Source organism: Bacillus sp. C-3-6 (assembly GCF_054509685.1).
Genome location: NZ_CM137247.1, coordinates 1,515,101 through 1,528,609, shown reverse-complemented (window position 1 = coordinate 1,528,609; position 13,509 = coordinate 1,515,101). Strand labels below are relative to the sequence as shown.

The following is a 13,509-nucleotide window of genomic DNA, read 5'->3' as shown; positions in this document are numbered from 1 at the left end:
TATAAAAGCCTCCTTTTTCTACCTCAAACTTAATTCGACACGGAAACATAAATTCCTTTTATAATAGAAAAAAAGCTTGGCAAGCGCCAAGCTTTCTCCTTATAATTCTTTACCTTCTACTGGCAGTACATTTTTCACAGCTGCAACTACTTTCTCATCTTCTGAATCAGATAAGAAGATTGATATAGCACCTTTATCTTCACTTGTACGAATTAAACGCCCAATTCCTTGACGAAGTCGTAAAATCATATATGGTACATCTACATCCCAGAATGGATCATTTACGTGCTTACGTTTCGCTTCAAACACAGGATCGTTTGGAGGGAATGGTAATGACCAAATAATAACGTGTGATAATGATGAACCAGGAATATCTAAACCTTCCCATAAATGAACCGCACAAAGTACAGTCTCTTCTTCATTTTGGAAACGAGAAACGAGCTGGCTAATTTCCTGATCTCCCTCATATAAGAACGGAACCGACATTTGCTCCTTACTTACATACTCTTTGAACGCTGCAAGCTCTTGCGTTGTACGGAATAATACAAGCGTACGTCCATTTGTTTTTTGTATATTTTCAAGTGTATATTGACACTTTCTTTCCCATTCATTTTCTTTCGTATGCGATAGTAAGTTTACTGCCATTTGCTCTTCGTAATCAAACGGTGAAGCAACTGAGAATGATAAGTAATCTTTTACCCCTAGGCTATTAGCTGTAAACGCGAATGAATCATTGTTCGATAATGTCGCAGAAGAGAAAATATACGGTATTTTCTTCGAGAACACTTTCTCTTGTAATACTTCTTCAACTGCACGCGGCATAATCACTAACGTGAAGGCACCATCACCTTCTTCACCCCAAGTAATTACATTTTTCTCGTGCATGAACAGACGAAGTGAATGTTCTAATACATCTAAATGCTCATCAACAATATTTAAATCATACGTGTTTACTGTATGCATTTCACTTTCGAATACTAATGCATCTCCAACTTCACCGATTTTTGCATAAAGTCGTTTCGCTTCAGCTGTTACTTTTTCTGTCACAGTAATTTCTAAACGATCAGAACCGGCAATTTCTTTTTTGTTTTCTTGTAACACATCAAAGAATCGCTCTGTTTGCCAAATTGTTTCTTCTACTAAATGTGCAAACTCCTCACGAATATCGTTTTGTAGCAATCTCGTTAAAAGTTGCTCCATCATCGTTTGCTTTAAACGGTATGTTAAAGCTTTTTGAGCTGCATATTCTACAAGATGTCCTTCATCGAATACAACGCAGCTACTTTCTGGTAATAATGGAATTTGTCCTTCACGCTTACGAGCATCGTACGTCCAAATATGATCCATATAGAAATCTTGAGAACAAATAATTAAATCTGCTGCTTTACGATAATGTTCACGAGAAAGAGTTTGTCCACAACGATGACGAGAATCACAAGTAAAGCAATCTTGGAAGTAATCCCAATTTACTTTTGACCATTCTTCGTCATTTAACAGTGGAAATTCTTTTCTGTCACCATAGTGAGTAAAGTTTTGCATCGTACCATGATCGAATACAAACTGTGGTAACTCATAATATACGTCTTCAATTACTTCTGGAGCTCGTCCACTCATAACATCTTCAAGTTTACGTAAGCATAAATAATTATCCATTGATTTTGCAAGCCTTACATCAACAGATAGCCCTAATGCTTCAGATAACTTAGCGATGTCCCCTTCTTCTTTCACAAGCTGCTCAATTAACGTTTCATCTGCACAAGCAATAATAGCTGGTTTCCCAGTATAACGCGCGTAACAAATTGCATATAGAAGATATACAATTGTTTTCCCTGTTCCTACACCAGCTTCTGCGAACATAACTTTCTTTTCTTGGAAAGCGCGTTCTAACTGAAACGCCATAAAAATTTGTTCATCACGCTCTTCAAAGCCTTTTTCCGGAAGGATGTCGTAAAACACATCTCCAATCCACTCATTCAACTTATCATAAAAATTATCTTGTTTTCCTACTTCAAATGGTAATCTCTTCTCAGTAAACATCCTTAGCCTCCAACCAAAAAGTTTTTCTATAAAAAGATAATAGCAACTGCTACGCATATGTATGCATTTGCTTTCCCCTGTTGCAATACATAGAAATTCACGAAAAAAAATTTTCCTTTCGAAAAAGGAAAATTTTCTTCTATATTAATGACTTTAAATACCGTTTATCAATCGCTGTTTCATGTGAAAGAGCTGACAAATATTCTTCTTGTGCTTTTTGTATTTCATCTACAATCGCACCTTGACTATCCACTTCTTTTCCGAGCTCATCATACGTACGGTGAATAGCTTTTTGAATCATTGATAATTGGAAATTATCCATATCACTTCCTCCTTTACGCATTACATAATAGCCAGTATATGCGCGCTGGAGGAGTTTTATACTATGAATTACGCGGTGGACGTTTTCCGAAGTATTGGTAGTAATCTGTACGGATAAATCCGTTAAACAGTTTACGCTTCTTCGACGCATCTTTTCCGTAACACTTCTCAAATGCTTCGTAGCTTGTTAATACATACGCTGACCATGTATCTAACGGGCGGAATACTTGTCCCATTTCTTTATACAGTTGTTCAACGAGTGCTTTTTCACTTAAACGTTCTCCGTATGGAGGATTCGTTACAACGTAGCCATAATCCTCTTTTGTTGTGAAATCTTTTACTTGCATTTGTTTAAATGTAATTAAATCGCCTAAGCCCACTTCTTCTGCGTTATCTTGAGCAACTCGAATCATACGATGATCAATATCTGATCCAATGATTTGTAATCGTTGATCATAGTTCGCTAAATCTTCAGCTTCTTGACGAGCTTCACGCCAGTTTTGTTTACCTACCCAGCCCCACTCGTCAGATGCGAAACCACGGTTAAATCCTGGTGCAATGTTTTGTCCAATTAATGCTGCTTCAATTGGAATTGTACCTGATCCACAGAATGGATCAACAAATGGACGATCTGGCTTCCAGTTTGTTAATTTAATTAAAGACGCAGCTAATGTTTCTTTTAACGGAGCTTCCCCTTGATCCATACGGTATCCACGTTTATGAAGTCCAACACCACTCGCATCAATTGTTAATGTTGCAATATCCTTGAGCATTGCAATCTCGATACGGAATAACGGACCATCTTCTTCAAACCAAGTTGTACGTTTATATGTTGTTTTTAATTTTTCAACGACAGCTTTTTTAACGATACGTTGGCAATCCGAAACACTGAATAATTCAGATTTTAAAGATTTACCGATAACAGGGAACTCGCCATTCTCTGGAATATAATCTCCCCAGTTTAATGCTTTCGTTTTTTCAAATAGCTCATCAAATGTTGTTGCTTTAAATTCGCCAACTTTAATTTTTACACGGTCCGCAGTGCGTAACCATAAATTCGTGCGACAAATCGCCTTTTCATCTGCTTCAAATGTTACTTTGCTGTTTTCTACTTGACATTCATAACCAAGATCGCGAACTTCTCGGGCAACTAACGCTTCAATACCCATTGCCGCTGTTGCAATTAAAGTAACTTTTCCCATTTGCATTCACCTCTTATGTATATTCAAACAATAATTAATAGCAATTGGTCCTATTAATCATTACATTTTACGAAAAATTTTCTCATTAAACATTTTAACTCATACTTTATAACTTCATACAAATAAAAAGCCCTCCTCTAACAAAGGAGAGCTGAGTTATTTCATAGTTGGTTCATAACGTTCTGTAAGCCATGTTCTGTTCCTTTGTACTACAAACGGCCCACGCCTCGTACTCCGGTGGCAATCATCTATCTACAGGTTATAAAACCTGTCCTTTCCCGTCGTTCATTTCCTTGGAAAAGATTCCCCTACCATTATTTGGGTTTCTCGCTCGTGGGGTTTACCTCGTTCCACTCCTATCATTTCTTCAAGGACTTCGTCACTGTGGCACTTTAAAGGTAGTCAAACCATATCCGAAAGGACTTAGGTTTTTTCCCTGCCGTTAAACCAGCATTACAGCCAGAATACCCTAGCTTATGAATTGGCTAGGCACGAACACTACAGCCATCTCAGGCCGTGCGAGCATGGACTTTCCTCTACAACGTTGGCGTTGCAGCGATTACCCAAACGTTATGACATCCATTAGTATAGTGGAAACAAAAAGATTTTGCAACGTTTTTTTCTATGTAAAACGCTTAAACCTTTTCCCACCTTACATCATTCGTATAACTTACTTCCAAATACAGCTTTTTCTAAGTTAGATAAGCGTTTTAAAATATCCGTATTCGTGTTGTTATAAACCGGTTGTGCAACTGGTGTTTGTACAGGTTGTTGTGGAACTTGCGTTACTACTAGTTTTTGTTCCTCTAATTCACGCTTTAAACGAGCATTTTGTTGCTTTAATTGCTCAAACTCTTTGTGGAAAGCTTCATAGTCTTTAATGATCATATCAAGAAACTTGTCTACTTCTTCTTGCTGATAACCTCTCATACCTGTTTTAAATTCTTTTTCTAAAATATCTTTCGCTGTTAATTTAATTTTATCCGAAATCATTTTCTTCACCTCAAATTTTTACCAAAACTTTCATTAACTAAATTTTTTCAGAAACAATGCTTTTTGTCAATCATATATACGAGTACTATATTACATATTACTCTGCATTATTCCACTGTTCCTCTTCTATTATATCTTGTAAATCAGAAAAAAGAATGAAATAACTGTGATAATTTTCTATTTCCCCTTTTTTCTTTGCTGCTTCTACAATATATTTGGGACTTCCTGGTTTTTCTTCATCATATACCGCTAAAAGCGCATCACTTTTTTCAATAAAAAATTGATTTTTTAATTTAAATTGTTCTGGGCTTTCATACTTCCGTTTCGTGATACTATCAACATGGTCTGCTTGAGAAAGAATAAATTCGTAATATTCACGATTATCTTCTTTCCAATTTTCTTCTTGTTCTAAAAACGGAGTAAATACCGCTAATTTTAAGTCTGGATATTCTACTTGAATTTCAAAAACAACTTCAGCAGCCCATAATTCTACACCTAACTGGCCGCTTATTATAACCCACTCTAAACCATCTTCTACAAAAGTGGTTAATTTGCGGTGTAATGCCTTTTTTATACACTCCACCCCTGGATGATCATTTTTAAATATTCCAAGTTCAAATGGCTTATATCCTGTTACTGCAATAACTTTCATATCAACACTCCAATTACAAAAAAAGAACTAGCATTTCGCTAGTTCTAACATATCATTTACTTTTTAAATATTCCACCAACGTTTGGTCCGATATTTGGACCTACTGGTGATACATTGTTTGGTAAAAACGGTGATACATTTGGTCCTGGTCCAAACGGTGATACATTCGGTCCTGGCCCAAATGGAGATATTTGATGACCGTGGTGATGATGACCATGGCCACACGGTCCACATCCACCGCCGAATCCTGGGTCGATTGGGTCCACAACATTTACATTTGAATTTGTTTGTGGGAAGAAGTTTTGGTTTTTAATTTGTTGATGATGTACATGTGTTGTATGTGTTGGGAAAATGTGTGGCACCACCGTTGTTGAAAAAGAGTGTGTTACGCATTGTTTCGTCGGATGAACGACAGGAGCAGTTGTACAAATAGGTCCTACAGGCTTATGCCCTCCAAAACAAGGATGACAATGATGCATAGTTTTTTTCTCTCCTCTCTCGTTAAAAAAATCTGATTACACTTTACAGTATGAGAAAAGAGAGAAAGCCGTTTGTTATATATACCCATTTATTACAAGGAAATTTGTCTAGTCCTTTATTTCATATACAATACTTTCATAGACAACCCTTCAACATTACTTACCAAAGAAGCCTCCAACTTGCTTTACAATACCTGTCACCTGATTCATCGCATTCATCATCTGGCCAGCTGTGTTCATCATTTTATTTACATCATAGTTACCATCTGATGTTTTAAATTGAGAAACAAAACTAGAAAACTGACTTGGCTGTTGTTGCTTTTGTTTACTCTGCGTCGGATACGGTTGTTTTGGTGGATAAAACATCCCTTGTTGATTAGCATAGGGCGCTTGTGGTGGCATATAATATTGTGAATTCATATAAGGCTGCTGCTGTTGTTGATTCATGTATGGTTGCTGAGCTTGTGATTGTTGAGCTTGATTCACATAAGGTTGCTGCTGTTGTGGTTGTTGGGCCTGATTTACATAAGGTTGCTGCTGTTGTTGAGCTTGATTCATAAATGACACTTCAAACGGTTGATAATAATTTTGATTTCCATAATAAGGCTCGAAAGGATACATATTATACCGTAAATATGTATCCGTATTATATTGGTACATATTTTGCTGTGCATATGGATACGTTTGCTGATATACGTTAGATTGTTGAAACATGCATTCTCTCCTCCTTTACATAAGTTTCTACATATATAATATGTACCTATAAAATAATATGTGTGATGGAGTATCTGTCTATTTTTGTCGGAAGTTTAAATTTTTAAAAAATTAAAAAAGAAAACCCTTCCATGCTATGATAATTAAGAAGAAGATTCTCATGGGGGAGGAATCAACATGGTATTAGGGGATTTAAAACAAGCGTTTTCTCAAAAAAAGGGGTATTGCACAGAGAATGCAAATGAATTATTAGACTTTGCGAGACATTGGTATCTCGAAGGAAAAATATGCATATCAGATTATCGAACATTAATAAAAGAATTAGAAATAAACGGCGCAACAAAACCTACAACAATGACAGAAGCATAAAAATAACAAGAGGGTTCTCCCTCTTGTTATTTACATTGCTCAACTATATTTTGCAAAGTATACGAAACGGCTTGGTGTGTTTCAAAGAATCGTTTACCTTTACCTTTATTTACAAAGCATTGTAACACATTCGTTTGTAAATTATCGTATACTTGATCAATTTGCTGTACATGTATATACTTTGGCTTTTCTTCTTTAATCCACGTATAAGCTAATTCTTTCCACTTCTCTAATTCCTCATCTACCATATCTACAAACGGTTTCATATCCTTATAAAAATCGTATTCAATCAGTTCTCTTTTTTTTACATTCGCTTCATTATTATACTGCATGAGTTTTTCTGAAGACTGTATTAATGCTTCATTCTTCATTTCTTTCCCACCTTATTATGCACTCACTACGACGTTTTGAAATGTCTTTACCCAATTCCCTTTTTCTTCGTGATGCACTAATTTATTTTCCATATGTTCAATATGCATTTCTGTTATTTCTATCTTATTGCATATTTTTTCACTCGCATCCTTTAATGCATGATTCATTCTAATCCCTATATTCATTTCCAGCAAATCGAGAGAACTTAACATTTGATCCATTTTTTTCATTACATCTTCCTTCTGAACCATCGCCATATACAAAACGCCTCCTTCTTTGCTTTTCCTTTGTCATGTAATTTCGCCGAATGATTCACCACTCCTGCCCACATGACAAAACTAGTTGTTATTCGTCAAAGAAATCATTTCGTATGTCATTTATAGAAATGGTAACAATACAAAAAGGAGGTGTATTACAATGGCAAAGAACAAAAATGAAAAAAAGAAAAACCAAAACAAACAACAAAATAAACCCGAGACTGGCAATCCAAAGCTAGATGGTCCAAACTTCCCTGCTACATAAAGCGAGACTTTATTACGAACAGGTAGATTTCAAATCATCCTTAATCTCCTACTAGCATTACGTTTTGAAATTAAAGTTGTAGCACTCATAGCAGGATTGTTTCAAATTAAGAAGTCCCGTCTTCAAAATGGAAGACGGGACTTCTTTTTTATTATATCATGAACTCATCCATCCTTTTAGCAAAACGATTTACGATAGATAGCCTATAGATTTGTTCTCTCTTTCTTCTATACCATTCTGTTATATTAACTTCCTCTTTAGGTTCTTCAAGTACAAATAGCACATTCATTTTCATATTTGCACAAAACCAATCTCTCATTTTTATTTCTTCATGTAAAATAACAGGATAAATATCTCTAAGTGTTGGCGTATAAGACTTTCGAGTTTCCTGTGCGTAAACTTCATAATCTTCTCTAGACCCAGTATGTGTAGTTTGCAATGCGAATTTATAAAACGAACCATTATAAATTGGATGAAACAATAACCATGCTAATTTTTTTCCTAGTTCTATACGCTGTTGTAACGTTTCAAATTGATAAACCGAAAATCCATACATCCTCCCTTCAATTGTTGGGAAGATAACTGCACTAATATGAAATCTTTCTTGTACTTTAAAAAGTGCAGTATGGAATACATGTTTTTTAAAATATGTGTTCTCAATGACTGGTTTTTGAATTTTATTTTGTTCATTTATAATAAGCGCTGTCATAAGCCTATTCATATCTCTTCTTTCCCAGAAAAGTAACCATTCTTTTTCCATAAAAATTGATACGCTGAAATATTGCAACAAATGAAAGAGAGGTGCCCGTCTCTTCTTACTTTCCTCATACAATAATAGCTGAGGAAATGCATCTAAGAAAATAATCCAATTAGCTTGTTCGTACAGAAGAAATAAATGTTTTTTTACCGTTTCAGGTAATACAGTGGCATAATATCTCCCTTCTAAATCAGTCATATTCCATCCCGCATTTCTCGAAACCATACTCGCTAAAAAGGCCCACCTGATTTCACTATTTCTTAAATAATATTCTTGATAAGATTGTGTCCGAGAAATATTGTCCACATTAGCTATTTCTGTTTTCTTTTTAATATTGCGAATGATCGCTTTTTCTTTCTCTGTACAAAAATTTTTTTCTCGATTTTGTTTAATTTTCATATAATCATTCCATGTAAACATAAATAAGTCATCATACCTTTCATCAAAAAGGTCACATCTTTTTTCATTTTTTGATATAATCACCTTTGTAAGTAATTCTTAGCAAGTTGGGAGTGGACACACTATGACCATTCGTTACCCAAATGGAAAAAGGTATAATCAAGCTTCACAACCTCAAAAAACACCTATAAAAACACATACTTATAGTAATAGAGGTATGTCCCTTGAAGAGGAATTGAATGAAACAAATCAATATTACTTAACCCATAATATTGCATGTGTACATAAAAAGCCTACACCTCTTCAAATTGTAAAAGTAGATTACCCCGCTCGAAGTGCTGCAGTGGTAAAAGAAGCGTATTTTAAACAACCTTCTACGACAGATTACAACGGTGTATACAAAGGGAAATACATCGATTTTGAAGCAAAGGAAACAAAAAATAAAACTAGTTTCCCACTTCAAAACTTCCACCTTCATCAAATAGAACATATGAAGCAAGTGGTTGCTCATAATGGAATTGCATTTGTCATTATTAAATTTACACTTTTTGATGAATTTTATTTATTAGATGCAAAACATATTATTGCATTTTGGAATCGTCAAAATACAGGTGGACGCAAGTCGATTACGAAAGAAGAAATAGAAGAGCATGGATCCTTATTATCATGCGGTTATCACCCTCGGATTGACTATATCCGTGTACTAGACACGGTTTATTTTTCGTGATAGAGTCATCACTAAGGCTCTTTTTTCGACTTTTGGGGGAGAGAATGAAAGGTAGGAGAAAGTATAATGTCAGATAATTATCGTTCTCGTACAGAACGAAATCATGTAAAAAATCAAGAGAAAAAAACAAATAAAGAAGAAAAACCAAAGAAAAAAGGCTCCTTTTTCAAGAAATTCCTTATAGGTTGTCTACTTCTTGGTATCGTTGGTCTTGTAGCCGGCGTTTCCGCTTTCTTTGTTATGGTAAAGGACGCTCCAAAATTAGATAAATCCAAACTTGTTAATCCTTTATCAACAAAGTTTCTTGATAAAAACGGAAATTTCTTCTATGAATACGGTGCTGAAAAACGAACGCATGTTACTTATGATCAAATTCCAAAAGTAGTTGAAAATGCATTCCTTGCAACTGAGGATTCGCGTTTCTATGATCATAATGGAATTGACTTTAAACGAACTACAAAAGCAGTTATGGAAAATGTCACTGGTGGTTTCGGTTCCCAAGGTGGTAGTACGATTACACAGCAAGTCGTTAAAAACTATTTTCTAACGATGGACAAAACTGCTAAAAGAAAAGTGCAAGAATGGTACTTATCTTACAAACTAGAGCAACAATACTCTAAACATGAGATTTTAGAAATGTACTTAAATAAGATTAATTTAGGTAACCGTTCATACGGTATTGCGACAGCAGCGCAAAAATATTATGGTAAAGATTTAAAAGACTTGCAATTACATGAAGCTGCTATGCTCGCTGGTTTACCCCAAGGTCCAAACATTTATGATCCAACAAAAAAGGAAAATGTTGAACGAGCAACAAATCGTCGTAATGTCGTATTATCATTAATGAATCGACATGGTTATATAACAAAAGAAGAAATGAATAACGCCGTTAAGATTCCAGTAACTGAGGGCCTTCAACCGTCTTCAGAAGTAACTGAGATGAAGTATCAAGCATTTTTAGATGCGGTTGTAAAAGAAGTTGAAAAAGAATATCCTGATGTAAATATCGGTTCAGATGGTTTAACGATTCATACAACACTTGATCAAGATGCTCAAGATTACGCCGACAAAATTATGGATGGCAATCTTATTAAGTATCCGGACGATCAATTCCAAGGGTCATTCGTATTTATGGATACACAGTCTGGAGAAGTTCGAGCAATTGGTGCTGGACGTAAAGAAAGTAAGTCTACTTTCAAAGGTCATAATATGGCAACTGATTTAAAACGCCAAGTTGGTTCAACAATGAAACCAATTTTCGACTATGGTCCGGCAATTGAAAATTTACAATGGTCTACATACCATCAATTAAACGACTCAGAGTATACGTATTCCAATGGTAAGAAAATACAAAATGCAACAAAGAGTTACAAAGGTGACGTTTCACTACGTGAAGCTTTGAAAAAGTCATTAAACATTCCAGCTTTAAAGACAGCACAAACAGTTGGTCTTAATAAGTCAAAAGAATTTGCTGAAGGTTTAGGCATGACCTTTAAAGAAGGAAAAGTCTACGAATCAACAGCAATCGGTAGTAACGATAGTTCTCCATTAGAAGTAGCAGGTGCATATGCAACCTTTGGTAATAGTGGTAACTATAATAAACCACACTTCGTAAAAGAAGTAACCTTCCCGGACGGGAAAAAGAAAAGCTTTAAACCGAAAGAACATCGCGCAATGCAAGACTATACAGCTTATATGGTTACTGACGTTCTTCGTGACGTAGTAAAACCTGGTTCTGGTGGTACAGGTCCAACAGCATACGTTTCAGGTGTTGACGTAGCAGGTAAAACAGGAACACAAAACTTTGATGAATCCGTTCTTCAAAAATATGACATCCCAGCTGATGCAAATAGAGATAGCTGGTTTGCTGGATATACGCCACAATACACAATGGCTGTTTGGACCGGTTACGAAAAAGATGGTCCAAAAAATTATGTTAGCGATCGCTCCACTAGAATTGCACAGCAAATGTTCCAAGTAATGATGAGCAAATTCGCTACAGATAAATCACGCTTTGAACGTCCTTCTTCTGTACAAGAAATAAACGGAGAGTTATACGTAAAAGGTGCGAAAAAAGATGCAATTAAACAAATTAAAGTAGATGCTCCTAGTGGTCTGAATGTCACTTTTGATGGCGCTAGCACAGTTACACTAAACTGGTCTGGACCAGCAGAAGTTGATGCATATGCAGCCAGCTATAAAGCAACTGACGGTTCAAGTGGTAGCCTATCAATAAGTGGTACGACAGCTACTCTTGGTGGTATTAAACCAGGTGTTACTTACAGCTTCTCTGTAGTAGCGAAAAAAGGCACTGGAACAAGCCCAGCAGTTGGTGCATCCTTCACTGCGCCTGGCGGAACTCCAGATGCGAAAAAAGCTGAAGAAGAGGCTAAGAAAAAGGCCGATGAAGAAGCTAAGAAAAAAGCTGATGAGGAAGCCCAGAAAAAGGCTAATGAAGATAAAGTAAAACAAGACGAAGCTAAGAAAAAAGCTGAAGAAGAGGCTAAGAAACAACAAGAACAGCAACAAGAACAACAACGTAAACAGCAAGAAGAAGCTCAAAAGAAAGCTGATGAGGAAGCTAGAAGAAAAGCTGAAGAAGAAGCTAAGAAAAAAGCTGAAGAAGAAGCTAAGAAGAAAGCTGAAGAAGAGGCCAAGAAAAAAGCTGAAGAAGAAGCTAAGAAACAACAAGAACAGCAACATCAAAATACCGGAGGAGATACACCTCACGCAGACGGTACTGTTATTACAACAGAGTCCTAATAAACAAAAAAGAAGTCCGTTTCTCTTAACGAGAAGCGGACTTCTTTTTTGTTATCATTTTTTTTACATACAGCTTTTCTATTTCGATATACAACTGCGCTAATTGAATATAAGAATGATAATTACTCGGTTTCTTTATTATGAATGAATATCTTTCCATAAAATTAACAGGTTGCACTTTTAATTTATTCGTATTTATTTGCATTTCATTCAAACTATGAACAGGTTGCTCATTTAGCCAATAGACAACCGATAACAAGTGAGCTGCAAAAAGAATCATTGGCCCCTCAGCCTCTTGCTTATTTCTATTTCGAAACAGTATAGCAATGTCTTCATGCTTATTTTTCCATACATTCAACATCGCTGGAATACTGTTTTCAATTTCCTTCCATGGCTCATACTGTCTTTCAATATCAAATATAAAGTAAGTATTTTGTATTATTTCTTCAAAAGACTCGTCTGTATGATACTCAATTGAATTTACGCTTTCTTTAAAAAATGGTAAGCAGTGAAATTCTTTCGGTATTTCTATAACTCGCTCCATCCCTTATTTCACCTTCATTCGCTTCTTTCCTTCACGACATACTTCTAACAGTCTGCACTCCTCACATTGCGGTCGTTGTGCTTTACAATGATAACGTCCAAAGAAAATCATACGATGATGCGTGACCCCCCACTCATCCATCGGTACTTTCTTCATTAACGTTTTTTCTACTTCTAACACAGAATCTTTCCATCTACAAATCGCTAATCGTTTACTCACTCGCTCCACATGTGTATCAACAGCAATTGCAGGAATCCCAAACGCTACGGAAACTACAACATTCGCTGTTTTCCTTCCTACACCGGGTAATTTCGTAAGTTCATCTCGATCGCTCGGTACCTCCCCATTATAGTCATTTAATAACATTCGGCATAATTTTTGAATGTTTTTTGCTTTATTTCTATACAATCCGATAGAGCGTATATCTTGTTGTAATTCTTCTAGAGAAACACTTAAATAATCTTCTGGTGTTTTATATTTTTGAAATAAATTTCTTGTCACTTTATTTACAAGTACATCTGTACATTGTGCAGATAACGCCACCGCGATTACAAGTTCAAATGGATTATCATGAACCAATTCACAATGCGCTTCTGGATACATATCCGCCATTGTGTCTAAACAATAACGGATTTGCGTTTTGTTAAGCATATTTCTC

The 13,509-nt window shown here is 35.7% G+C and carries 16 protein-coding genes and 1 other RNA gene; 4 read left to right on the top strand and 13 right to left on the bottom strand.

Going from position 1 to position 13,509, the window contains the following annotated elements:
• Positions 1 to 99: 99 nt before the first annotated feature.
• The 8 genes from ACW0JX_RS07955 to ACW0JX_RS07920 form a co-directional block, all read right to left on the bottom strand.
• Positions 100 to 2,037, bottom strand: a complete 1,938-nt coding sequence (locus tag ACW0JX_RS07955; RefSeq protein WP_000493700.1) for an ATP-dependent DNA helicase — start codon at positions 2,035 to 2,037, stop codon at positions 100 to 102.
• A gap of 139 nt (positions 2,038 to 2,176) precedes the next feature.
• Entirely contained in the window at positions 2,177 to 2,359 is a 183-nt protein-coding gene (locus ACW0JX_RS07950) for a DUF3921 domain-containing protein (protein WP_000368570.1), read from the bottom strand.
• Positions 2,360 to 2,420: 61 nt separating this feature from the next.
• Entirely contained in the window at positions 2,421 to 3,560 is a 1,140-nt protein-coding gene (locus ACW0JX_RS07945; RefSeq protein WP_000521224.1) for a THUMP domain-containing class I SAM-dependent RNA methyltransferase, read from the bottom strand.
• A 180-nt stretch (positions 3,561 to 3,740) separates the two neighbouring features.
• An RNA gene (gene rnpB / locus ACW0JX_RS07940) (RNase P RNA component class B) lies at positions 3,741 to 4,131 on the bottom strand.
• Positions 4,132 to 4,217: 86 nt separating this feature from the next.
• Positions 4,218 to 4,553 carry a cell division regulator GpsB gene (gene gpsB, locus ACW0JX_RS07935; RefSeq protein ID WP_089170715.1) on the bottom strand — a complete coding sequence of 112 codons (336 nt, stop codon included), beginning with the start codon at positions 4,551 to 4,553 and terminating at the stop codon, positions 4,218 to 4,220.
• A gap of 97 nt (positions 4,554 to 4,650) precedes the next feature.
• Positions 4,651 to 5,205, bottom strand: coding sequence for an SLOG family protein (locus ACW0JX_RS07930; protein ID WP_000862916.1), 555 nt, complete (start codon positions 5,203 to 5,205; stop codon positions 4,651 to 4,653).
• A gap of 56 nt (positions 5,206 to 5,261) precedes the next feature.
• Positions 5,262 to 5,684 carry a CotD family spore coat protein gene (locus tag ACW0JX_RS07925; RefSeq protein ID WP_000546292.1) on the bottom strand — a complete coding sequence of 141 codons (423 nt, stop codon included), beginning with the start codon at positions 5,682 to 5,684 and terminating at the stop codon, positions 5,262 to 5,264.
• Between the two features lie 156 nt (positions 5,685 to 5,840).
• Entirely contained in the window at positions 5,841 to 6,398 is a 558-nt protein-coding gene (locus tag ACW0JX_RS07920; protein WP_000487718.1) for a YppG family protein, read from the bottom strand.
• 177 nt (positions 6,399 to 6,575) lie between these two features.
• On the opposite strand from ACW0JX_RS07920, the gene ACW0JX_RS07915 reads away from it, so the two are divergent.
• Entirely contained in the window at positions 6,576 to 6,767 is a 192-nt protein-coding gene (locus ACW0JX_RS07915) for a YppF family protein (RefSeq protein ID WP_000242652.1), read from the top strand.
• Between the two features lie 26 nt (positions 6,768 to 6,793).
• Here ACW0JX_RS07915 and ACW0JX_RS07910 read toward each other — a convergent pair whose 3' ends face one another.
• Positions 6,794 to 7,138: a YppE family protein gene (locus tag ACW0JX_RS07910; protein WP_000786937.1), complete on the bottom strand. Its 345-nt coding sequence runs from the start codon at positions 7,136 to 7,138 to the stop codon at positions 6,794 to 6,796.
• Between the two features lie 15 nt (positions 7,139 to 7,153).
• Positions 7,154 to 7,396 carry a hypothetical protein gene (locus ACW0JX_RS07905; RefSeq protein ID WP_001252036.1) on the bottom strand — a complete coding sequence of 81 codons (243 nt, stop codon included), beginning with the start codon at positions 7,394 to 7,396 and terminating at the stop codon, positions 7,154 to 7,156.
• Positions 7,397 to 7,481: 85 nt separating this feature from the next.
• Here ACW0JX_RS07905 and ACW0JX_RS07900 point away from each other — a divergent pair, with 85 nt between their 5' ends.
• On the top strand, positions 7,482 to 7,661 hold the full coding sequence (locus ACW0JX_RS07900) for a hypothetical protein (RefSeq protein ID WP_001987054.1): 180 nt from the start codon (positions 7,482 to 7,484) through the stop codon (positions 7,659 to 7,661).
• Positions 7,662 to 7,812: 151 nt separating this feature from the next.
• On the opposite strand, the gene ACW0JX_RS07895 is transcribed toward ACW0JX_RS07900, so the two are convergent.
• Complete coding sequence (locus ACW0JX_RS07895; RefSeq protein WP_089170712.1) at positions 7,813 to 8,838, bottom strand: DUF2515 domain-containing protein; 1,026 nt, start codon at positions 8,836 to 8,838, stop codon at positions 7,813 to 7,815.
• A 103-nt stretch (positions 8,839 to 8,941) separates the two neighbouring features.
• Between ACW0JX_RS07895 and recU the strand changes: the two genes are divergently transcribed.
• Positions 8,942 to 9,544: a Holliday junction resolvase RecU gene (gene recU, locus ACW0JX_RS07890; RefSeq protein WP_000155599.1), complete on the top strand. Its 603-nt coding sequence runs from the start codon at positions 8,942 to 8,944 to the stop codon at positions 9,542 to 9,544.
• Between the two features lie 66 nt (positions 9,545 to 9,610).
• Entirely contained in the window at positions 9,611 to 12,307 is a 2,697-nt protein-coding gene (locus ACW0JX_RS07885; protein WP_097987172.1) for a PBP1A family penicillin-binding protein, read from the top strand.
• A 25-nt stretch (positions 12,308 to 12,332) separates the two neighbouring features.
• Here the strand turns inward: ACW0JX_RS07885 and ACW0JX_RS07880 are convergent, their stop codons facing one another.
• Together ACW0JX_RS07880 and nth are read right to left on the bottom strand one after the other, a co-directional pair.
• Positions 12,333 to 12,851, bottom strand: a complete 519-nt coding sequence (locus tag ACW0JX_RS07880) for a YpoC family protein (RefSeq protein ID WP_029441862.1) — start codon at positions 12,849 to 12,851, stop codon at positions 12,333 to 12,335.
• A gap of 3 nt (positions 12,852 to 12,854) precedes the next feature.
• The gene (nth, locus tag ACW0JX_RS07875) at positions 12,855 to 13,502 is read right to left on the bottom strand and encodes an endonuclease III (protein ID WP_459245544.1); all 648 of its coding nucleotides are present in this window, start codon (positions 13,500 to 13,502) and stop codon (positions 12,855 to 12,857) included.
• Between the last annotated feature and the right edge of the window lie 7 nt (positions 13,503 to 13,509).

Bases quoted from the DNA above. Each gene is read 5' to 3' on its own strand.
- recU (WP_000155599.1), top strand. From the start codon at position 8,942: ATGACCATTCGTTACCCAAATGGAAAAAGGTATAATCAAGCTTCACAA.
- ACW0JX_RS07905 (WP_001252036.1), bottom strand. From the start codon at position 7,396: ATGGCGATGGTTCAGAAGGAAGATGTAATGAAAAAAATGGATCAAATG.
- ACW0JX_RS07930 (WP_000862916.1), bottom strand. From the start codon at position 5,205: ATGAAAGTTATTGCAGTAACAGGATATAAGCCATTTGAACTTGGAATA.
- ACW0JX_RS07915 (WP_000242652.1), top strand. From the start codon at position 6,576: ATGGTATTAGGGGATTTAAAACAAGCGTTTTCTCAAAAAAAGGGGTAT.
- gpsB (WP_089170715.1), bottom strand. From the start codon at position 4,553: ATGATTTCGGATAAAATTAAATTAACAGCGAAAGATATTTTAGAAAAA.
- ACW0JX_RS07895 (WP_089170712.1), bottom strand. From the start codon at position 8,838: ATGTTTACATGGAATGATTATATGAAAATTAAACAAAATCGAGAAAAA.
- ACW0JX_RS07920 (WP_000487718.1), bottom strand. From the start codon at position 6,398: ATGTTTCAACAATCTAACGTATATCAGCAAACGTATCCATATGCACAG.
- ACW0JX_RS07950 (WP_000368570.1), bottom strand. From the start codon at position 2,359: ATGGATAATTTCCAATTATCAATGATTCAAAAAGCTATTCACCGTACG.
- nth (WP_459245544.1), bottom strand. From the start codon at position 13,502: ATGCTTAACAAAACGCAAATCCGTTATTGTTTAGACACAATGGCGGAT.
- ACW0JX_RS07910 (WP_000786937.1), bottom strand. From the start codon at position 7,138: ATGAAGAATGAAGCATTAATACAGTCTTCAGAAAAACTCATGCAGTAT.
- ACW0JX_RS07945 (WP_000521224.1), bottom strand. From the start codon at position 3,560: ATGGGAAAAGTTACTTTAATTGCAACAGCGGCAATGGGTATTGAAGCG.
- ACW0JX_RS07885 (WP_097987172.1), top strand. From the start codon at position 9,611: ATGTCAGATAATTATCGTTCTCGTACAGAACGAAATCATGTAAAAAAT.
- ACW0JX_RS07880 (WP_029441862.1), bottom strand. From the start codon at position 12,851: ATGGAGCGAGTTATAGAAATACCGAAAGAATTTCACTGCTTACCATTT.
- ACW0JX_RS07955 (WP_000493700.1), bottom strand. From the start codon at position 2,037: ATGTTTACTGAGAAGAGATTACCATTTGAAGTAGGAAAACAAGATAAT.
- ACW0JX_RS07925 (WP_000546292.1), bottom strand. From the start codon at position 5,684: ATGCATCATTGTCATCCTTGTTTTGGAGGGCATAAGCCTGTAGGACCT.